The organism is Amycolatopsis sp. NPDC052450, from assembly GCF_044547565.1.
Taxonomy (GTDB): domain Bacteria; phylum Actinomycetota; class Actinomycetes; order Mycobacteriales; family Pseudonocardiaceae; genus Amycolatopsis.
Genome location: NZ_JBIUAQ010000003.1, coordinates 155,133 through 175,934 on the forward strand (window position 1 = coordinate 155,133; position 20,802 = coordinate 175,934).

The 20,802-nt window shown below is 69.0% G+C and carries 16 protein-coding genes; 10 read left to right on the forward strand and 6 right to left on the reverse strand.

Annotated elements, in window-relative coordinates; translation table 11 throughout:
- Positions 1–146 precede the first annotated feature (146 nt).
- From ACIHAO_RS08070 to ACIHAO_RS08095, 6 genes are all read left to right on the forward strand, one after another.
- Complete coding sequence (locus ACIHAO_RS08070) at positions 147–1,049, forward strand: ABC transporter ATP-binding protein (RefSeq protein ID WP_396555665.1); 903 nt, start codon at positions 147–149, stop codon at positions 1,047–1,049.
- A complete protein-coding gene (locus ACIHAO_RS08075; protein ID WP_396555667.1) occupies positions 1,046–1,777 on the forward strand; it encodes an ABC transporter permease in 732 nt (243 codons plus the stop codon). Before ACIHAO_RS08070 ends, ACIHAO_RS08075 begins: the two co-directional genes overlap by 4 nt.
- A 20-nt stretch (positions 1,778–1,797) precedes the next feature.
- Positions 1,798–2,427, forward strand: a complete 630-nt coding sequence (locus ACIHAO_RS08080; protein WP_396555669.1) for a hypothetical protein — start codon at positions 1,798–1,800, stop codon at positions 2,425–2,427.
- On the forward strand, positions 2,424–2,747 hold the full coding sequence (locus tag ACIHAO_RS08085) for a transcriptional regulator (protein ID WP_034320046.1): 324 nt from the start codon (positions 2,424–2,426) through the stop codon (positions 2,745–2,747). The genes ACIHAO_RS08080 and ACIHAO_RS08085 overlap by 4 nt, the downstream gene beginning before the upstream one ends.
- Positions 2,734–4,056 (forward strand): DNA polymerase IV, encoded by a 1,323-nt coding sequence (locus ACIHAO_RS08090; protein WP_396555672.1) that lies wholly within the window; start codon positions 2,734–2,736, stop codon positions 4,054–4,056. The genes ACIHAO_RS08085 and ACIHAO_RS08090 overlap by 14 nt, the downstream gene beginning before the upstream one ends.
- 470 nt (positions 4,057–4,526) lie before the next feature.
- The gene (locus tag ACIHAO_RS08095; RefSeq protein WP_396555674.1) at positions 4,527–5,654 is read left to right on the forward strand and encodes a CapA family protein; all 1,128 of its coding nucleotides are present in this window, start codon (positions 4,527–4,529) and stop codon (positions 5,652–5,654) included.
- Between the two features lie 57 nt (positions 5,655–5,711).
- Here ACIHAO_RS08095 and ACIHAO_RS08100 read toward each other — a convergent pair whose 3' ends face one another.
- Positions 5,712–6,737: a family 2 encapsulin nanocompartment cargo protein polyprenyl transferase gene (locus ACIHAO_RS08100; protein WP_396555676.1), complete on the reverse strand. Its 1,026-nt coding sequence runs from the start codon at positions 6,735–6,737 to the stop codon at positions 5,712–5,714.
- A gap of 485 nt (positions 6,738–7,222) precedes the next feature.
- On the opposite strand from ACIHAO_RS08100, the gene ACIHAO_RS08105 reads away from it, so the two are divergent.
- Together ACIHAO_RS08105 and ACIHAO_RS08110 are read left to right on the forward strand one after the other, a co-directional pair.
- A complete protein-coding gene (locus ACIHAO_RS08105) occupies positions 7,223–7,987 on the forward strand; it encodes a hypothetical protein (RefSeq protein ID WP_396555678.1) in 765 nt (254 codons plus the stop codon).
- Positions 7,988–7,991: 4 nt separating this feature from the next.
- Entirely contained in the window at positions 7,992–9,203 is a 1,212-nt protein-coding gene (locus ACIHAO_RS08110) for a DUF6923 family protein (protein ID WP_396555680.1), read from the forward strand.
- Position 9,204: 1 nt separating this feature from the next.
- Here the strand turns inward: ACIHAO_RS08110 and ACIHAO_RS08115 are convergent, their stop codons facing one another.
- The 5 genes from ACIHAO_RS08115 to ACIHAO_RS08135 all read right to left on the reverse strand — a co-directional run bounded on the left by ACIHAO_RS08115 (position 9,205) and on the right by ACIHAO_RS08135 (position 17,943).
- Positions 9,205–10,221: an autoinducer 2 ABC transporter substrate-binding protein gene (locus ACIHAO_RS08115; protein ID WP_396555682.1), complete on the reverse strand. Its 1,017-nt coding sequence runs from the start codon at positions 10,219–10,221 to the stop codon at positions 9,205–9,207.
- 548 nt (positions 10,222–10,769) lie between these two features.
- A complete protein-coding gene (locus tag ACIHAO_RS08120) occupies positions 10,770–11,990 on the reverse strand; it encodes a glycoside hydrolase family 88 protein (RefSeq protein ID WP_396556048.1) in 1,221 nt (406 codons plus the stop codon).
- 94 nt (positions 11,991–12,084) lie between these two features.
- A complete protein-coding gene (locus tag ACIHAO_RS08125) occupies positions 12,085–13,470 on the reverse strand; it encodes an FAD-binding oxidoreductase (protein WP_396555684.1) in 1,386 nt (461 codons plus the stop codon).
- A 149-nt stretch (positions 13,471–13,619) separates the two neighbouring features.
- Positions 13,620–14,855, reverse strand: a complete 1,236-nt coding sequence (locus ACIHAO_RS08130; protein WP_396555686.1) for a hypothetical protein — start codon at positions 14,853–14,855, stop codon at positions 13,620–13,622.
- 136 nt (positions 14,856–14,991) lie between these two features.
- Positions 14,992–17,943, reverse strand: a complete 2,952-nt coding sequence (locus ACIHAO_RS08135; RefSeq protein ID WP_396555688.1) for a BTAD domain-containing putative transcriptional regulator — start codon at positions 17,941–17,943, stop codon at positions 14,992–14,994.
- Between the two features lie 143 nt (positions 17,944–18,086).
- On the opposite strand from ACIHAO_RS08135, the gene ACIHAO_RS08140 reads away from it, so the two are divergent.
- Entirely contained in the window at positions 18,087–18,743 is a 657-nt protein-coding gene (locus tag ACIHAO_RS08140; RefSeq protein WP_396555690.1) for a hypothetical protein, read from the forward strand.
- 43 nt (positions 18,744–18,786) lie between these two features.
- Positions 18,787–20,358 (forward strand): alkaline phosphatase D family protein, encoded by a 1,572-nt coding sequence (locus ACIHAO_RS08145; RefSeq protein WP_396555692.1) that lies wholly within the window; start codon positions 18,787–18,789, stop codon positions 20,356–20,358.
- Positions 20,359–20,802 lie beyond the last annotated feature (444 nt).

Sequence of the window (20,802 nt, forward strand, 5' to 3'; positions counted from 1 at the left end):
ACCCCCCACTCCGCCCCCGACCTGGCTCGCCCCCCTGCCCCCCCCAGGTCCCCCTCCCCGCACTTCTGGGGTTTCCGCTACAGGGGACTTTGTGTTACAAAGTGCAAGTGAGCTTTGTGGTTCAGAGTGCTCGAAGGGGGAAAGTCATGGCGGACGCGTTCAGCCTCGAAGGGCTGGTGAAGCGCTTCGGTGACGTCTTGGCCGTCGACGACGTCAGCGTGCGGGTCGCGCCGGGGGAGGTGGTGGCGCTGCTCGGGCCGAACGGCGCGGGCAAGTCGACCACCATCGACATGCTGCTGGGGCTGACCAGGCCGGATTCGGGCCGGGTGCGGGTCGCCGGGCTCGGCGCGGCCGAGGCGATGGACCGGGGGATGGTCGGCGCGATGGCGCAGAACGGGACCCTGCTGAGGGACGCGACGGTCGCCGAACTCGTCGGCCTGTTCGCCTCGCTGCACCGGAATTCGCTGTCCGTCCGCGAGGTCCTCGAGCGCGCCGGAGTCACCGAATACGCGAATCGCCGCTGCGGGAAGCTCTCCGGTGGCGAGCAGCAGCGGGTGCGGTTCGCGCTCGCGCTGGTCGGCGATCCCGGCCTGCTGGTGCTCGACGAGCCGACCGCGGCCATGGACGTCGACGGGCGGCGCCGGTTCTGGGCGTCGATGCGCGAGTACACCGGGACGGGCCGCACGGTCCTCTTCGCGACGCATTACCTCGCCGAAGCCGAGGACTACGCGGACCGCGTCGTGCTCATGCGGCACGGTCGCGTCGTCGCGGACGGCCCGGTCGGCGAGGTGCGGGCCGCGGTCGCCGGACGGGTGCTGCGTGCCGTCGTCCCGGACGCCACCGAAGCCGCGCTGGCCGCGTTGCCCGGGGTGTCGCGCGCGGTACTCCGAGCCGGGCACGCGGAACTGGGGTGCGCCGATTCCGACGCCGCCGTCCGCGGCTTGCTGCGCGAGTTCCCGCTCGCCTCGAACATCGAAATCACCGCTGTGGGACTGGAAGAAGCCTTCATCGCGCTGACCGCCGATGCGGCCGAAGGAGCTTTGAAATGAACCTGAACTACCTGGTGCTGGAAATCAAACGCATCGTCCGCAGCCCCCAGTTCGCGTTGTTCACCATCGGCATGCCACTGGCGATGTTCCTGTTGTTCGGCGGGATCTTCGGCGCTCAGGAGATCGCTCCCGGGATTTCGACCGCGACCGTGACCATGGTGAACATGGCCGCGTACGGCGCCATGACCGCCGCGCTGTTCACCGGCACCCGCGTCGCCACCGAGCGCACCGACGGCTGGCAGCGCACCTTGAGGCTGACGCCGCTGCGAGCGCCGGGCTATCTGGGGGTCAAGGTGTCGGCGGGGATGTTCGTCGCGTTGCCCGTGCTGCTGGTGATCTTCGCGGCCGGGATGATCCGCGGTATCCGGCTCGAAACCGGGCAGTGGCTGACGATCTTCGGCACGCTCTGGCTCGGGACGCTGCCCTTCGCGGTGCTGGGCCTGATGATCGGCCTGTTCGGCAAGGGCGACACGGTCCAGGCGGTGACCGGCGCGCTGATGCTGCCGCTGGGCATGTTCGGCGGATTGTGGATCCCGCTGCAGGTCCTGCCCGGCTGGATGAACACCGCCGGGCACCTCATGCCGACTTACTGGCTCGGTGAAATCGGCCGCGCGCCGGTGCTCGGCGGATCGGGCACGGTGACCGCCGCCGGAGTGCTCGCGGCGTGGCTGGTGGTGCCCGCGCTCGTGGTGATGGCGAGGTTCCGGCTCGACACGGCGAGACTGTGAACCCGTGTTAGTTTTCCGAGGTGGTGGAGGATGAACGGGACGACGACGCGCGGTCGATGACGCCCGAGGAGTCGCTCGCGCTCATCGCCGCGCAGTCGGAGAAGACCCGGCGTGAGATCGGGCCGAATCCCGCGGTGCTGCTGGCCGTCTGGGGACTGGTGTGGCTGTTCGGTTTCGGGCTCGTCTACGTCTCCGCCCCGCCCACCGCGCTGACGCCGATGTGGGCCGCCGCGGTGATCGCCGGCGCCGGTTTCCTCGGGGCCATGGCGTATTCGGCGGTCTACGGCATCCGGGCGGGCCGCGGCGTGCGCGGGCCGTCCCGGCTCGTCGGGGCGATGTACGGGTGGAGCTGGATGATCGCGTTCGGCGGGCTGACGGTGGTGAACACCGCGCTGATCCGCCTCGGCCTCGACACCGAGCTGATCCCGTTGCTGTGGTCGGGGACCGCGCTCATGCTGACCGGGCTGATGTACCTCGCCGGCGGGATGCTGTGGCAGAGCAGACTGCAGTACGGCCTCGGCGTGTGGATCATCGCGTGCGGCGCGGCGAGTGTGCTGGCCGGGGGACCGTACAACTTCCTCGTGCTGAGCGTCGCGGGCGGCGGTGGCTTCCTGGTGGCGTCGCTGGTCTTCCTGGTGCGGGCGCGATGAGCGAAGACGGGCTGCCCCAGCTCGATCCGGTGATACACGCGCAGGCGCGGCTGCGGGTCACCGTGGCGCTGTCGAGCCTCGGGCCGGGCGACAGCATCACTTTCCCGCGTTTGCAGCAACTGCTGGACATGACACCGGGCAACCTGTCGACGCATCTGCGCAAACTCGAGGACGCCGGCTACGTCGAGATCACCAAGGCCTTCGAACACCGCACACCGGTGACGCTGGTCGAACTGACCACCCGGGGCCGGGCCGCGTTCGAGGAGTACACGAAGGCCCTGCACCGTCTTCTCGAGGTTCCGGGCGATGGGCGCGCATGACCGGTGGGTCATCCACCTCGACATGGACGCGTTCTACGCCTCCTGTGAACAGCTGACCCGCCCGACCCTGGCCCAGCGTGCCGTGCTGGTCGGCGGAGCGGGCCCGCGCGGCGTGGTCGCCGGCGCGAGTTACCAGGCGCGCGAACACGGGATCAAATCGGCGATGCCGATGTCGCAGGCCCGGCGGCTGCTGCCGCCGACCGGGGTCATCCTGCCGCCTCGGTTCAAACTCTACGAACTGCTGAGCACCCAGGTGTTCGACCTCGTCGCCCAGTACGCGCCGGTGCTGGAACGGATCTCCCTCGACGAGGCCTTCGCGGAACCGCCTTCACTCGCCGGGGCTTCCTCGGACGAGGTGCGGGAATTCGGTGCGCGCCTGCGGGAGCACATCCGGTCCGAAATCGGCCTGGTGGCGTCGATCGGGGCGGCGTCGGGGAAACAGGTCGCGAAGGTCGCCTCGGATCTGGCGAAACCGGACGGGCTGCTCGTCGTCGACCAGGGCACCGAACGCGATTTCCTCGCGCCGCTGCCGACCAGGGTGCTGTGGGGGATCGGCCCGGTGGCGGAAGGGAAACTGCGCGCGATCGGCGTCCGGACACTGGGCCAGCTGACCGCGCTCACCGACGCCGACGCGGTGTCCACTCTGGGCAGCGTGGTCGGCAGGGACCTGCGGCGGCTGGCCACCGGCGTCGACGACCGGCCGGTGTCCGACCGCGCGGAACTCAAGCAGGTCAGCGCGGAGACGACCTTCGACCGCGACCTGATCGACCTGGTGAGCCTGCGCCGCGAGGTCCGCGACCTCGCCGTGCACGCCCATCGGCGGCTCGTCAACGCCGACCGGGTCGCGCGGACGGTGGTGGTGAAACTGCGGCACACCGACTTCAGCACGGTGACCCGCTCGGAAACGATGGCCTCGCCGACCGACGAATTCGACCAGCTCGCCTCCATGGCGGAACGACTGCTGATCGACCCGACCGAATTCGGCGGAGTACGGCTCGCCGGGGTCGCGTTCTCCGGGCTTTCGGTGCCGCATCAGGATCCGCTGTTCACCCTCTCCGTCCCGGCTTCGGACGTGCCCGTGGTCTCGCGCGCCCCGGCTCCGGCGCCGGTTCCCGTGGTGTCGTCGAGCTGGCGACCCGGCGACGACGTCGTGCACGAGGCGTATGGAACCGGATGGGTGCAGGGGGCCGGGCACGGGCGGGTGACCGTCCGGTTCGAGACGCGGTCCAGCGGGCCGGGCGTGGCGCGGACCTTCCCGCAGGAGGATCCGGCGTTGCGCAAGGGGGAACCCGGGGACTGCCTGCTCTGACCGGTTCACGCGTGAGTGGCTCTTTGCGAGCCGGCGGGTGCTCCCGATGTGGCATCGGGGACGTTGAGTGACCCCAATGTCACATTGGGGGCACCTCTCTGCCGCGAGTGTGAGCCGCAAGCGCGCTGCTCGGCAGGCCCGTCGCCCTCGGCTTCTGATGAAAGGCAGGTAAAGCGGTGACGCTGAGTGAGGGGTGTGTGGAAATAGGGACGTTGAGTGTCCCTATTTCCACACACCCCTCCCGTAGCGGGCATCTCACGTCACGGCCCCGCACGGATGGCCGGCTCAGCCGCGGTCACCCAGAACGCCAGCATGACGAAACCGATCAGACCTGACCGGGAGAGCACAGTCATGGCGGAGATGATCCCAGGACCGCCGTGAACCGGGTGGCCGCGGTGACTTCGGGTGAGTGCCTTACCCGATCGGCGTAAGGCAGGATGGGAAGAACTGTCACCCGATCGAGGGAATCGATGTTCAGCTCCCGCGCCCGTCAGACCACCGCCCTCCTCGGCGCCGCCGTCCTGCTCGCCGCGTGCAGCACCACGCCTGACCAGCAGGAACAGCCGCCCGCCGCCGAGGCGCCGCCGTCGAGCCAGGCGCCGGCGGGGTCGTTCACCGTGGTCGCGACCGGGGACGTGCTGATCCACCCCGCGCTGACCGACCAGGCCAAGGAAGACGGCGACGGCAAGATCGACTACCGGCCGCTGCTGGCCGGGATCAAACCGCTGATCTCCGGGGCCGACCTCGGCATCTGTCACCTCGAGACCCCGCTCGCGCCGAAGGGCGGCCCCTACAGCGGGTACCCGTCGTTCAGCGCGCCGCCCGAGATCGTCGCCGCGCTCAAGGACACCGGGTACGACAACTGCTCGACGGCGTCCAACCACACGATCGACCAGGGGGTCGCCGGCGCGACCCGGACCCTCGACGAACTCGACGAGGCGGGGATCAAGCACACCGGTTCGGCCCGTTCGGCCGAAGAGGCCAAGAAGCCGCTCATCGTCGACGTCAACGGCGTCAAGGTCGCCCAGATTTCGTTCTCCTACGGGTTCAACGGGATCAAGGTGCCCGCGGGCAAACCCTGGCTGGTCAACCAGATCGACGCCGAAGACGTGATCGCCGAGGCCAAGGCCGCGCGGAAGGCGGGCGCCAAGGTCGTCCTCGCGAGCCTGCACTGGGGCACCGAATACCAGCACGACCCGACCGCCGAGCAGCGCACACTGGCGAAGAAGCTCCTCAACGACGACTCGATCGACCTGATCATCGGCCACCACGCGCACGTCGTGCAGCCCTTCGAGCGGATCAACGGCAAATGGGTCGCCTACGGCCTCGGCAACAGCGTCGCCCGGCATTCGGAGCCGAAGGGGTCGACCGAACAGGGCGCCGCCGCGCGGTTCCGGTTCGTGCGGGACGGCGAACGCTGGAAGGTCGACAAGGCCGAATACGTCCCGACGCTGGTCCAGCTCGGTCCGCCGATCCGGCTGCTCGACCTGACCGCGGGCCAGGGCGGGAACGCCGGCGCGGAAGCGCTCAAGGCCACCGACGAGGTCGTCCTCAGCCGCGGCGCGGGTGAACAGGGGCTGACCCGGCCCGGACGCTGACCCGGCGGGACAAGGATGGGCTCTTCCCAGCCCACCCTTGCCTCCCCGCGCCCGCCGTCAATATCGTCGCCGCACCACCAGTTTCGCGAGGGCCGCGAGTTCGGCGCCTGGGCCGGGCACCGGATTCGAGACGGCGAGATGATGCAGCGCGCCGGTCAGGAGCGCGTCGGCCTGCTCCTGACTCCACGTCCGGCCGCCCGCCCGTTCCACCAGCTCCGCCGCGTGGGGCAATTCCGCGGCGTCGAGGTTTTCCTTGCGGTACAAGGCATCCAACTCTCGACCGGCGTCCGTTCCGGAGTGGAGCGCGGCCACCACCGGCAAGGACTTCTTCCGGTTGGAAAGATCCGAGTGGACCGGTTTCCCGGTCACCGCCGGATCGCCCCAGATCCCGAGGAGATCGTCGATGTGCTGGAACGCCAGCCCGAGTGCCCTCCCGTACTCGGTCAGCCGGTCGACCTGATCCTGCCTCCCTTCCCCGGCGAGCGCGCCGAGCGTGCAGGACGCCCCGAGCAACGCGCCGGTCTTCCCCTCGGCCATGCGTACGCATTCGGCGGTGTCGACGTCACCGCGTTCCTCGAACTTCAGATCCGCGCTCTGTCCCTCCAGCAGGTCGATCACGGCCGTGCTGAGCACGCGCAGCGCGGTCTGCCCGAACGGGGACAGCACCTCGAAGGCCCGGCACAGCAGGGCGTCCCCGGCGAGGATCGCCGCGCCGGTACCGAAAACGGTCCAGGCCGTCGGGCGGTGCCGCCGGGTGGTGTCGGAGTCCATCACGTCGTCGTGCAGCAGGGAGAAGTTGTGCACCATCTCCACCGCGACCCCGACCGGGACGGCGATTTCGGCGTCCCCGCCGACGGCCTGCGCCGACAACAACGCCAGCGCGGGCCGTAGTGCCTTGCCACCGTCCGAAGTGGACGGTCGACCGTGTTCGTCCCACCAGCCGAAGTGGTAGCCGGCGATGAGCCGCATCGACTCGGGCAAACCGTCGACGGCCTCGCGCAGTGCCGGGTCGAGCAGGTTCCGGCTCCAGCTCAGCACTTCGACGGCGGGCCGGGCACCGGTATGGGTCTCGATGGTCGTCAACGGACTCCCTTTCGGTCTCGCAGTCGACGGGATGACACAACCGGGGGTCGACCAGGTGAACTGCCGCAACTCAATTCGTGGATACCCATTCGAGTGGAGTGGGTGCAAAGTCAACATAGCAAGCGGTAATGCCCGGACAAACAACTCGATCGGGTCTACGAAGAGGTTCACCTGTTTGCCGGACTGCTCCGGACGCGCCACTCCGGGGCGGCCGTTCGGGTGCCCGAGCTACGGGAAATGTCGGTATACGGTCACGTCGGTGACGTCTCGTGGTGACTGCTCACCCGGTCGTGAAGCCGCGTTCTCCGACTGGTGACGGCCCTTTCCTGGGTGTGTCGGAAATCGTTTCGCATTACGGGAAATTGGGCCGAGAAGGTGATGATCAACTTCGGCTCATCCGCCACCGGTATGAATTGATTCAAGTAGCCTTTTCCACTCGTCTCGGCGTGAACTAGTTTCAGCACTCTGCGCACGGAAGGAGTCGAATGGGTATTTACCTGACCGGCATCGCTTGGGTCGTCGGCGCGGCGGCCTTGGCGGGATTCGTCGGCTACCTCGTCCGCCGGTTCGGCTGGGACGAAGGACGGCCGGACAACAACGACGCCGCCGGCCAGGTGTTCACCATCGTCGGCGGCCTGCACGCCGTCATGGTGGCGTTCATCCTGATCTCCCTCTTCGACTCCGCGAGCGCCGCGCGCGAAGGTTCGTATCACGAGGCGGACAGCCTGGTCGCGACCGTCTGGGCCGCCGACTCCCTGGGGACCGAGGTCAAGGACGAGGTGCGGAAGCTGAGCGCGGAGTACATCGCCACGGTCGAACAGAAGGAATGGCCGCCGATGGCGGGCGGTAAGGAGACCGTCCCCGACATCGGCTGGACGCAGCTCGACCAGTTGCGCAAGGCGATCGACAAGGCTCCCACGGACGACGACTGGATCCGCGAGCGCAAGACCGAGGCGTCCACCCAGCTCTGGCAGGTCTACGAGGCCCGGCAGGAGCGGCTCAACGCGGTCGAGGGCGGCAAGGTCGGCGGCGTGGTCTGGTTCGCCCTGATCCTCGGCAGCCTCATCTCGGTGCTGCTGCCCAACCTGTTCGGCGGTACCCGGCTGGCCGCGCACCTGGTGATCGTGTCGACGCTGGCGGGCACGGTCACGCTGCTGCTGTTCGCGATCTACCAGCTGCAGAACCCGTTCGGCGGCGGCGTGGGGATCCCGCCCGACGCCTTCACCGCCGCGCTGGCGCGGATCTCTTGAGCCGGTGCGCACCGTGGACGGTGTGACGCGGACGGCGGCGACGGTGGCCGTCGCGGGGCTGGTGGGGGCGTCGGCGCTGCTGGCCCCCATGGCCGCGCGCGCCGCCGAGTCCTGCCTGGTGGTGCAGGCGGAGACCGCGTCGCACGGGAAGTCAAAGCTGCGCTGGATCGACGTCGGCTCGGGGGCCACGTCGAGAGTGACCGATTCGGGGTACCGGCTCAACGCGCTCGGCTACTCCGCGACGCGGGACCGGATCTTCGGTGTCGCCGAAGGACTCAGCCGGGGCGCGCACGCCGTCACGATCGATCGTGACGGCGACATCCAGGACCTCGGCCCGATCACCCGCGCCGGGAACCGGCTGCCGGTGTGGAGCCCGGTCGCGGGGGTGACCGCCGGCGCGATCGGCGGGAATTCCTGGTACCTGCTCAGGAACGGCACACTGTACACAGTGGATTTGACGCCGGGGGAGCGGTACCTGCGGGTGATCAAGACGGTGTTCCTGCGGCCGATCACCCTCGCCCACGACGTCAACGACTTCGCGTACCACAACGGACTGCTCTACGGCGTTTCCACCACCTGGCGCGGAAAAGGCGCCGTGATCACCATCGATCCGGCGTCCGGCAAGGTCCGCGAAGCCGAAGACGCGCGTTTCCCGCCTGCCGACGTCTACGGCTCGGTCGTGCTCGGCCGCGACGGTGCGCTGTACGCCACGGCGAACCGGATCGGCGGGCGCAGCGTGCTCTACCGGCTGGACCGGAGCGGGCAAGTGACCGTGGTGCGTTCGGGACCGCCGCTGGCGGGTTCGGACGCCGCGGGCTGCCTCACCGCCGTCGAGCTTCCCGAGCCGCCGAAACCGGAACCGCCCAAGCCGACACCGACGCCTACGCCGACCCCGGCTCCCACGCCTACTCCGTCTCGCACCCCGTCTCCCAGCGCGACTCCGTCGCCGAGCCCGTCCCCCAGCTCCAGCCCCGGTCCGACGCCGACACCGACTCCTTCGTCGAGTCCGGCGCCCACTCCCCCCGCGAAGGTGGTCCCGCCGCCCGTCGCCGTGCCGAAGCCGTCTCGTTCGGCGTCGCCGAGGGAACAGAAGGAAGAGGCGGCGGAGACCGATGCGCACGCCCGAACGAAGGAGAAACGACGGTGGGGCTTGACCGCGCTGGTGCTGATCCTCGGTGGTGGCGCGGCGGCGGGTGCCGTCCGGCGGGCCCGGTGAGTCAGTACTTGAACTGGTCCACGTTCTCGCGCGTGATCAGCAGCGGGTCGCCCAGCAGCACGGTCTTCGTGTCTTCCTCGTACTTGATCGCCGGGAGTTCGAGATTGACCTTGTTCGACGGGCCGAGCGGTTTGCCCTCGGCGATCTGCTTACCCGCCCAAGCGGTGAGATAGCCGAGCGATTCGACGTTCCACAGCACCGAAAGCGACGACGAACCGTCCAGCAGGTACGGCTTGATCGCCTGCGGCGTCCCTACCCCGACGGTGAAGACGCGGCCGATCTTCTGCTGCGAACGGACCGCCTCGGCGACCCCGGGCGCGGACGTCGTGCACTCGCCGACCAGACCGGTGAGGTCCGGGTACTTGGTCATCAGCTCTTTGGCGAGCGTGGTGGCGGTGTCCTTGTCCTCGCCCGCGTAGACCGTCTCGACCAGCTGAGCTCCCGGATACTGCGAAGCGGTATAGGCACGCTGGACGGCGATCCACGCGTTGAGGTTCTCGGCGGTCTCGCCACAGGAGACGATCGCGTACTTGCCCGCGTTCCCCATCTTCTTCATCAACGCGTCGGTGAGCGCCTTGCCGATGCCCTCCGGGGTCGCCTGGTTGACGAACAGTTCGCGATCGGTGCCGGGCGCGTCGGTGTCCGAAGTGATCACATGGACGCCTTTGGCCCGCGCGTCGGTGATCGCGGGGGCGATCGCCCTGGGATCGTTCGGCGCGATCGCGATGACGTCCACCTGCTGGTCGACGAGACCGCGGACGATCGAAACCTGCGCCGCGGGGTCCACCGTGGCCGGACCCGTCGAAGACCATTCGACACCGAGCTGCTTCGCCGCGGCCTGCCCACCGGTGTTCATCGCCTCGAAATACGGGATGCCCGCGACCTTCGGCACGAACGCGATCCGGATCGGCTTGGCCGCCAGCCCCGCCGGTTCCTCACCGGTGCAGCCGGTCAGCCCGAACACCATGCCCAAAACGAGCACAGTGGCAACGACGAGCGTCTTCGTCGGCCCTCGCATCTCCACCCCATAGTCACGGAACTACCTGAACCCAGCCGATCGGTCTGCGCGCGGTGGAGACCTCCGGCGAAACTAGGGTCTCCGGTTACCCCGGTCAACCGGATGAGCGCAAAGGGTTACTGAAGTGAGTTCATCGACCTGGCCTGATTACCGGGTCGGCCTACGGGGGTGACTTTGGGTGACGGTGGGTAACAGTCGCGGCGGCCGCGCGTGAAGTCCCCCTTCCCTCGGCTCAGCCGAGGAAACTCGACCTTCACGCCTTCCCCCAGTACCTGAAGGACTCCAGTCAGGCGCTCACGCGAGTTGTCAGGGTCGTGGGGATGTCGTGAAGGGTCCCTTTGAGACGTCGAAGGTCTCAAAGGGGCCCTTCACGACATGAGAGTTCGACGCCGGGCCGTCGGCGAGGGCCCCCTCCCTACCCTGAGAGCAGGCGAGGGGGCCTTCACGCGCAAAACACCAGTACATGAAGGACCCCATCCTTGCGCCTGGGTACAGGAAGGGGTCCTTCATGTACTCACGACCCACTGGACCGAGCACTCACCGCCGGGTCAGCCGCTCGACAGGTCGATCGCCTTGTCGATCTCCGACGGCATCAAGACCCGCAGGATGCCCTCCAGCAGGTAGTAGTCGCCGTAGGGCAAGGAAACTTCGACGCCGTCCTCGGCGCGGCGGTTGCGGGTTCCTCGCGCCATGATCGCGTCGGCGCGGGTGGAGCCGGTGGTCAGGCAGGTGTCGCACAACGCGGTGAGGATCCGGATCGCCGCCTCGCGGTACTGCGGCCGGTTCGCGACCTTCGCGAGGTCGAGCAGGCCGCACGCCATGACGGCGCCGGCGGAGGAGTCCTTGATGTCGTGCGGTGCCTGCGGAGCGAGGTAGTCCCACACCGGCACGTTGTCCGGGGTCAGTGAGCGCAGTGCGAAGTCGGCCAGGCGTTGCGCGGTCCGCAGGAACAGCGGGTCGCCGGAGCGCCGGTACATCGTGGTGAATCCGTAGATCGCCCACGCCTGACCGCGCGACCAGCACGACGTCGGGCTGTAGCCCTGCACGGTGTTCGGGCCGATCTCGGCGCCCGTGGCCGGGTCGAAGTCGAACACGTGCGGGGTCGAACCGTCCGGGCGCACGAAAACCCGTTCGGTGGTCTTCGCGTGTGAGACGGCGATGTCGAGGTACTTGCGGTCGCCGGTCTGCTTGCTCGCGAAGGTCAGCAGGTCCAGGTTCATCATCGTGTCGACGATGACCCGGCCGGCGTTGCCAGGGGTGCCGAGGGCGCCCCATGCCCGGATGAACTTTCCTTTTTCGTTGTAGCGCTGGATGAGCGACGCGGCGGCGGTGAGCGCGCCGGTGCGCCATTTCTCGTCGCCGGTGAGCCGCCAGCCGGTCACCCACGACGGATAGAACAGGAATCCGAGGTCGTGGTCCCGCGTCTCGTGCTGACGCGGTGCGAGCTTTTCCGCCGAAGCCATGGCGAGGGTGCCGAATTGCGGATCGCCGCTGTAGAGCGCGGCGAGCCACAAAGTTCCCGGCCAGAATCCGCCGATCCAGCCGCCGTTCTGCGAATAGGTCCATTTCTCGAACCGGGTGATCTCCGGAAAGGCCGTCACGCCGGGTGCGACGGCCCGCAGTTTGGTCACCGCGTAATCGGCCGTCCGGCGGAAAGTCCTCAGCCCGAAGGCTTCTTGCTCGGCCGCGGCGGCGGCCGGGGTGATCGCGGTGGCCGCGACGGCGGCAGTGGCGGCGGTGGTCAACAGGGTTCGCCGGGAAACGCTCACAATGCCCGCCATTCGTCAGTGGGAAATGCGTCACGGGAGTTTCGCACGACGATTACGGACTTGTGAAGAGCATTCATGGTTGTGAATAGCCGCGTCACTCAGCGGGACGGATGTTCGCATTGTGCCGGAACACGTTGTCCGGGTCGTACACCGCCTTGATCGCGGCCAGCCGCGCGTACTTCGCCGCGCCGAACGCCGTGCGCACCCGGTCTTCGTCGTATTCGTTCATGAAGTTCAGGTACCCGCCGTAGTTGTTGGAATGCGGCAGGAGTTCCTCCCAGAGCGCCCGCGCCCAGTCGCGGTCGGCGGCCAGCAGTTCCGGCGTCGGGGCGGTGGCCGCGAAACCGAGGACGAAGCCCGGTGTGCGCGGTCCGCCGAACGCGGTCGCGTCGTCGTGCACCGTCGAGAACGTGTCCTGCAGCGGCACGATCGGCATCACGGTCGTCGGTGACGCCTTCTCCGGCAGGCGCGCGGCGATCAGGTCGATGACCTTTTCGGACAGGCAGCCGACGTAGAGCGACTTCTCGTAGGCGAGGATGCCCCGCGGTGCCGTCGGGTCGAGCAGCTTCTGCAGATCCGCGTACGGCATCGGCGTGACCAGTTCGAACGCCGCGGGCAGCCCGCCGCGGATCCGTTCGATCAGCGGGGCGTGCCGTTCGGGACCGTCGAAGCCGGCGACGACCAGCGCGAGACCGGGCGCGAAATGGTGCTCCGGCGGGACGAACGGCGCGGGCGGCGCGGTGAGCCCGACGAGCATGGAACCGGTGCCCGACGGGAGCGACGCGATCACTTCCTTCGCGAAGCGCAGCACCTCCGCCGCGTTCTCCAGTGTCCAGAAGAACAATCCGACTTCGGTGAGGCCGACCCGGTGCAACCGGAACTCGAATTCCGTGACGATGCCGAAGTTCCCGCCGCCACCGCGCAGCGCCCAGAACAGGTCCGGATGTTCCGCTTCGGAGGCCCGCAGGATCCGGCCGTCGGCCGTCACGACCTCCGCCGACAGCAGATTGTCGATGGTGAGCCCGTGTTTCGCGGTCAGCCAGCCGAAACCGCCGCCGAGGGTGAGGCCGCCGACGCCGGTGTCGCTCACCGTGCCGCCGACGGTCGCGAGCCCGTACCGCTGCGTCGCCTCGTCGACGTCGGCCCAGACGGCGCCGCCGCCGACCAGCGCGGTGCGGGCGTCCGGGTCGACGGTGATCCGGCACAGCCCGCCGAGGTCGATCAGCACACCGTCGTCGGCCACCGCGGAACCGCTGAAACTGTGCCCGCCGCCGCGGACGGTGATCTCGAGGTCCTTTTCCCGGCCGAAGGCCACCGCGGTGACGACGTCTTCGCGCGTGGCGCATTCGACGACCACCGCCGGACGCCGGTCGATGTCCCCGTTCCACACGGCGCGGGCGGCGTCGTAACCCGGATCGGCGGCGGTGACCACCGCGCCGGACAGCTTCCGGCGCAACGCGGTCGTCTCGGACGGATTCATGGGACCCCCTCAGGTCGTGGCTACCGCACAGTGTCGATCGCGCACGGCCCCGCTCAAGGTCCGCCGGCGCGGGCGAAAGGGCGGCCGAAAGGGCGAAGGCCCGGCGCTATGGGGTGCGCCGGGCCTTCACGTTCAGGGAAATCAGCGGATCACGAGCACTTGGGCGCCACCGGCAGGTCCGATCCGGTCTGCAGGTAGGTGTCGGAGATGTAGTGTCCCGGGCCGATCCGGTCCCAGACGTTGCTGGTGCCGAACTTGCCGGTGACGGTCTCACCCTCGACATAGCACTCGATGTTGACCTTCGCGTAGTTCGCCGCGAGGCCCTTGATCGCCGCGCTGGTGCTCGCGGAGGCCCGGACGTTCATCGGGTCGCCCGCCGTGCTGACGACGCCGGTCGGGCCGGAGCCGGTCCACAGGTAGGAGACGTTGACCCAGCCGTTGTCGGTCATCTTCAGGCCGTCCCAGAAGGTGCCGTCCGCGAGGTCGATACCCGCCGGGTTGGCCACCTTGCGGCCGAACTCGTCCTTGCCGCCGTTGTAGCCGTCCTGGTACGCGGCCTGCGCTTCGGGCTTGCCCTGCGGCAGGTTCTTCCACATCTGGCGGGTGGCCGAGGGGTTCCAGTAGTCGTCCTTGGTGTTCCACGGGCCGACGTCCCACACCGGCGCGTATTCGCAGCGGCTGTTGTCGGTGCGGCAGATGCGCACGGTGTAGTTGCCGGTGTTCTTCGGCGCCAGGCCGCGGCCCGAGGGGAGGGCGACGAAGTGGTCGCGGGACTTGATCACGTGCCCGTTGGCCGTGGTTCCGCCGACGAGGCCTTCGCGGGTGCCGTAGACCTTGTACGTCAGCGGGGCGGCGGCCGCGCCGATCGCGTTCACCTGCGGGCCGAGCTCACCCTGGAGGGTGACGTCGCTGACCTTCGCGGTCACGCCGTCGTGCAGTGTGCGCAGTCCGATGCGGACCTGGACCGTGGAAACCGAAGCGGACAGCTGGGCGGCGCCCTCCTCGGCAGGCGCCCATTCGGTCCAGTCGTTGCCGTTGAGCTTGCCGCGGACGGCGACCTCGACCTCGGTGCCCTTCGGCGCGTCGGCGGTCACCTGGGCGGAGACCCGGTTCACCGGCTTCCCGAGCTTCTGCTCGGCCAGCAGCAGGTAACCCTGGCTGCCGATGGAGTCGGGTTTTCTGTGCCAGGCGGCGTTTTCCAGGCTGAGCACGCCGCCGTCGCTGCGGACGTTGACGTCGTCGCCGTCCACAGTGGACAAGTCGGCGCGCCAGCTTCCTTCGGGTGCGGCGTTCGCCGGGCTGGCGGCCAGCGCGGTGACCGCCCCCGATGCCAGCACAGCCAGCACGGCCGCCATCACCCGGCGGGCCTTAACGGTCCGGACCATTCCGGTCTCCCTTCGAGCACTCTCGGTTGCTACGAAGGGAGCTTCGCCGGGCCGTGTACACGATCGATACAAACGCAATTCGGCACCTGGTTGCGGTGGGTGAAACCCGCAATCAGGTGCCGAATTGCGAAAAGGGTCAGGCGCTGGCGGAGTCGCCGTACGAGGCTTCGGCTGATTCCTGCAGACGTGAAGCGAGCGCGGATTCCTGTGGCCGCGCGGAGAGTTCCCGCCACAGCGCCAGCGCGCGCTCCGAATACGTCCGCGACCGTTCGGGCTGGCTCAGCGCCTCGTGCAGTTCCCCGAGCAACTGCGACACCTCGGCCTCGGACCGGCGGTCCCCGTTGCGCCGGTGCACGCTCAGCGAATTGACCAGCAGCAGTTGCGCGTGGGCCAGGTCGCCGCTGTGCAGGTACAGCTCGCCGAGGTTCTGGTTCGCGTAGCCGACGCAATGGTCGTCGCCGAGTTCGTTGAAGATCGCGATCGCCCGGTCGACCCACTCCCGCGCGCCCGCGAGGTTGCCCTGGTGCTGCCGCAGCATCGCGAGCCGCTTCAGCGCGTGCGCCTCGCGGTGCCGGTCGCCGATGCGCGCGGACTGTTCGAGCGCCTCGGTGAACCAGCGTTCCGCGTCGGAGTACCGGCGCCGCGCCAGCCACACCGCGCCGATCGCGATCCGCGCGACCGCCTCGCCGTGCGGATCACCGGCCGCCGCGAACTGGTCGAGCGCCGCGTGACAATGCTCCAGCGCGACGGTGTCCTCGCCTTTGATCCGCAGCACCGTGCCGAGCCCGGCCAGCGCGATCGCCGCGCCCCGCGCGTCGCCGATCTTGTCGAACAGCAGTTGCGACTGCTCGAACGCGACCAGGGCTTCGGCGTAACTGTCCTGGTAGAGCTGGATCTGCCCGAGGTTGCGCTGGATGATCGCCTCACCGCGGACCTCGCCGGACCGGCGCGCGGCCGCCAGCGCGACGGCATGCGTGTGCAGCCAGTCGTCCTGGTGCCCTCGCTGGTCGAAATACGGCGCCAGCGCCGCGGCGAGCCGCCAGGCCAGCGCGTCGAAGCCGAGGTCGGCGGCCAGCGAGACGGCGGCGACGCAGGTGTGCCGTTCGGCGGCGAACCACGCGGCCGGATCCTCGATCAGCTGCGCGGTCCCCGGCGGGAGGGCGGGCTGGACGGCGGTGTCGTCCCGGTAGAGCCCGAAGAAGTGGATCGGCATCCGGTCCGCGGCTTCGACCGCGAGCGCGAGATAGCCCTCCAGCACCCGTTTCGTGGCGTCGTGCGCTTTCGCCGGGACGTCCTGCGCGCGCAGTTCGAGGGCGTAGCACCGCAACAGGTCATGCAGGCGGTAGCGGGGTTCGCCGGCGCCGTCCGAGCCGCTGAGCTCGACCAGATGGGCGTCCACCAGCACATCGAGGACGTCTTCACCGTGCGTGCGGCCGAGCAGCGCCGCGACCACCCAGCCGGGGAACTGGACCGAGCCGAGCCCGCCGAGGCCGCGGAACGCGGTCGCCGCCGACATGGGCAGCAAGTCGTAGCTGAGGGTGACACTGGCGCGGACGGCGAGATCGCCGACGCGGAGCTCGTCCAATCTTCGTCTCTCGTCCCGCAGCCTGTCCGCCAGCACGCGCAACGTCCAGCCCGGCCGGTGGGTCAGCTTCGCCCCGGCGACCCGGATCGCCAGCGGCAGGTATCCGCAGTGGCGCAGGATCGCGGCCGCGCACTCCGGCTCGGCGGCGACCCTGTCGGTGCCGACGATGCCTTCGAGCAGCGTCGCGGCCTCGGTTTCGGGCAGGAGTTCGACGTCGACCGGGGTGGCCCCGGCCAGATCCGGCATCCGCACCCGGCTGGTGATCAGGACCGCGCAGGAACCCGCGCCGGGCAGCAGCGGCCGGACCTGCGCCGCGCTGCCGGCGTCGTCGAGCACGACGCACATCCGCAGGGTGGTGAGCCGGGACCGCAGCAACGCCGCGCGTTCGGGAAGCTCACGCGGCAGCCCCGCGTCGGGGACGCCCAGCGCGCGGAGCAGCTCGGCGAGCACGGTCATCGGGGGCCGGGGTGAGGACGACGTCCCGGCGAGGTCGACGTGCAGCTGACCGTCCGGGAAATCGTCGCGGACCGCGTGCGCCACCCGGATCGCGACGGAGGACTTGCCGATCCCCGGCGCGCCCGAAAGCACCACGATCGCGGGTTTTCCCTGCTCGCGGCGGTCACGGAAGAGGTTGACGAGATCGCCGACCACCCCGTCGCGGCCGGTGAAGTCCGGCAGGTCCAGCGGCAGCTGGCAGACCGGCGCCATCGGCCGGGGGAGGGCGACGGCCACGGCGTCCGGGCTCACGGGCGGCGCCACGATCAGCGAAGCCCGCAGTTCCTTCAGCCGCGGCCCCGGTTCCGTGCCGAGTTCGTCGGCCAGCACCTTCTCGGCCGTTTCGTAGGCCTCGATCGCGTCGGCCGTGCGGCCGTCGGCCCGCAACGCGACGATCAGCTGCTGCCAGAGTTCCTCGCGCAGCGGATGTTCGGTGACCAGGCCGCGCAGTTCGGCGACGGCCTCGGCGGTCCGGCCGAGTTCGATCCTGGCCCGCAGCCGCTGTTCCTGGACCGCGAGCCGCAGTTCCGTCAGCCTGGCCACGGTCGCGCCCCAGCCGTGGTCGTGGGGAAGGCCTTCGAGCACTTCTCCGCGCCACAGCGCTTCGGCCTGATCCAGCAGGCTGAGCGCGGATTCGGCCTCACCGCGGCCGAGCGCGGACTGGGCGTGGGCGGCCAATTCGCCGAAGCGGATGTGGTCGATCTCCCCGGGGGTGGCCTTGAGGATGTACCCGGAGGCACGGCTCCCGATGCGTTCCCCGAGTTCGGGGTCGTGGTCGGCGAGGCGTTTGCGGAGTGAATGGACGTAGGTGCGGATGTTCGCCGCCGCCGAACGGGGCGCCGACGAAGGCCACAGGACCTCGATCAGCAGTTCGGTGGAGACGACGACGTTGGGCTGGAGCAGGAGAGCGGCCAGCAGCAGACGCGGTTTGGGGCCGCCGAGCGGCACCACCTGTCCGTCCACCGCCACTTCGAGCGGACCGAGAACGCGAAACCCGAGAATAGTCACCTAAACCGCCAATACGGCAGGAGCCCCATATCCGCCGATAATATTGCCGTCCCGCCATGGTTGGCTAGATCCATTCGCATGCATGTGCAGACACCTCGCCCGGTTTGTACGTGATGTGTACGACGCCGGTCGACGCTGAAGCCATGAAGCGTTCAAGTGTCCGGCGGCTCGCCGGTTTCTTTCTCGTGCTGGTGACGGCGGGCGCCTTGGGCCTCGCCGGAGCCACTCCCGCACTGGCCGCGGCCACCGGGACCGTGAAGACGGCGGGTGATCCGCTGAACGTGCGCCGCGCCCCGAGTACCACCTCGACCGCGGTGCGCACGGTGGCCAACGGGGCCACGGTGACCATCGACTGCCAGACGATCGGGACCTCGGTCGCCGGTCCGCTGGGCACGACGACGTTGTGGGACTACGTTCCCGCGCTCGGTGGTTACATCTCGGACGGATATGTCCAAACCGGCTCCGACCAGCGGATCGCGCCCGACTGCGGGGTCGGTTCCGGCAGCGCCGAATGTTCCACCGGCGTCTGCGCGGGCGAGGGCCAGTTCCGTTCATCGGATGCTCATTTCCTCGTCTACGACAAGGACGCCGACGGCAAGTCCGCCGTGGTCGCCTACTGGCTGAAGGGCGGCGCCGGCCCGTTCTACGTCTGGGCCTCCGGCGGCAACGGCACCCACGTCGACAAGGCCGTGCCGGTCGCGAAGGGATCGTGGGTCTATTACAAGGTCTGCGTCGCCAACGCCGCCGCGAATCCGACCCTCGAAGCCTGTAGTGGCGGCATCACCGATTACGCCGCGTGAAATCCCTCCCCGTTCTTTCCCCACTTCGAAAGGTTGAATTCTCATGGGTCAGGTGAACCGGCGGGCGGTACTCCTCGGTGGAGCCGCGGCGGTTTCGGCGGCTGCCTTGTCGTCGACGTTGCCTTCATGGGCGAACGCCAGAACGATGGCGGCGGCGCCCGCCATCCACGACCCGTTCCAGCTCGGTGTCGCCTCGGGTGATCCCCTCCCGGACAGCGTCGTGCTGTGGACGCGGCTCGCTCCCGCGCCGCTGAACCCCGACGGTTTCGGCGGTATGCCGGACGCTTCGTACACAGTGGACTGGGAGATCGCGAACGACCAGGCGTTCTCCTCGGTCGTCCAGAGCGGCACCGCGACCGCGGCCCGCGCCTCCGGGCACAGCGTGCACATCGAGCCGGTCGGGCTCCAGCCGGGCCGGGAGTACTTCTACCGGTTCAAGACCAGCGGCTACATCTCGCCGGTCGGCCGAACCCGGACCGCCCCCGCCGCCGGTGCCGCGGTGAACCAGCTGAAGTACTGCTTCTCCTCGTGTCAGCACTGGGAGGAGGGCTGGTACCACTCGTACAAGGGAATGCTCGCCGACAACCCGGAACTGGTGCTGTTCCTCGGCGACTACATGTACGAGCGGAAGTCCGGCCGCGCCGCCGCCGAACGGAACCCGCGCAGGCTGGCCTTCACCGACGACGTCACGACACTGGCCCAGTACCGCGCCCGGCACGCCCAGCACAAGACCGACGCCGACCTGCAGAACGCGCACGCGATGGCGCCGTGGGTCGTGGTCTTCGACGACCACGAGGTGATGAACAACTGGAACGGCACCGCCAGCCCGGCCACCGCGGACCGCAAGGCCGCCGGTTTCCAGGCGTTCTACGAGAACATGCCGATCCGGTCCACCGCCAAGCCGAGCGGTGCGTCGATCCGGCTGTACCGGCAGTTCGGCTGGGGCAACCTCGCCCGGTTCCACATGCTCGACACCCGCCAGTACCGCAACGCGCAGGTGACGGACCCGTCCGGTACGGCCGGGCCGTCGTGCACCGACATGCGGTCGACTTCGCGCAGCATCCTGGGCACGACACAGGAGGCTTGGCTGCTGAAGGCGCTGGAGACGCATCCGGCGAAGTGGGACTTCCTCGGCCAGCAGGTCTTCTTCGCCACCCGTGACGGCGACGGCAACAAGGCGACCTGCGAGAGCCCCGACTCCTGGCAGGGCTACGAGGCCTCCCGCGACCGGATCGCGAAGGGCATCGTGGCCCGCAAGGTGCCGAACCCGATCGTGCTGACCGGCGACGTCCACCGGCACTGGGCCGCCGACCTGCGCCGCGACTACTTCAACCACAGCGACCCGGTGTTCGGTTCGGAACTGGTGACGACCTCGGTCACGAGCAACAGCGACACCGCGACCGACCCGTCGTCGACGTGGCTCTCGAACAACCCGCACGTCAAGTACTGCCGGGGAAAGCGCGGCTACGTCCGGGTGACGGCGTCGCAAACGCAGATGCGGGCCGACTTCATGACGGTTTCGGACACCAGCGAGTACGACTTCTCGAAGGTGACCCTGGCCGCGGACCGGTCCTACGTCGTCGAGGCGGGGAAGCCTGGGTTGCAGCGGGTGTAGAGGGCGGCGGTTGGGTTTGCATGATGCCTGGTTTGAGGTACATGAAGGCCCCCTTCCTGTACCCAGGCGCAAGGAAGGGGGCCTTCATGTACCTGGCGAGGGGGTGAAGGTCGAGTTTCCTCGGCTGAGCCGAGGGAAGGGGCCTTCACGCGCTGTCGCTGTAGCGGCGCCACTCCAGGTGGCGTTCCTGCCCGCCCGCAGCCTCGGCCGGGCTGAGCTCAGCCCGGCATGCCGTGAGGGCCTCCTTCCCTACCCTGAGAGTAGGGAAGGAGGCCCTCACGGACCTGCTGTTCCTACAGTGCTTCCGATGGGCCCCGCGTCGAGCTCTGATGTCGTGAAGGGCCCCTTTGGGACCTTCATCGTCTTAAAGGGGCCCTTCACGACATCCCCAGGATCGCTGAGTTCCCGGCGGGTGAGGGGAACTTTGGGGGACCCTAGGTCCCT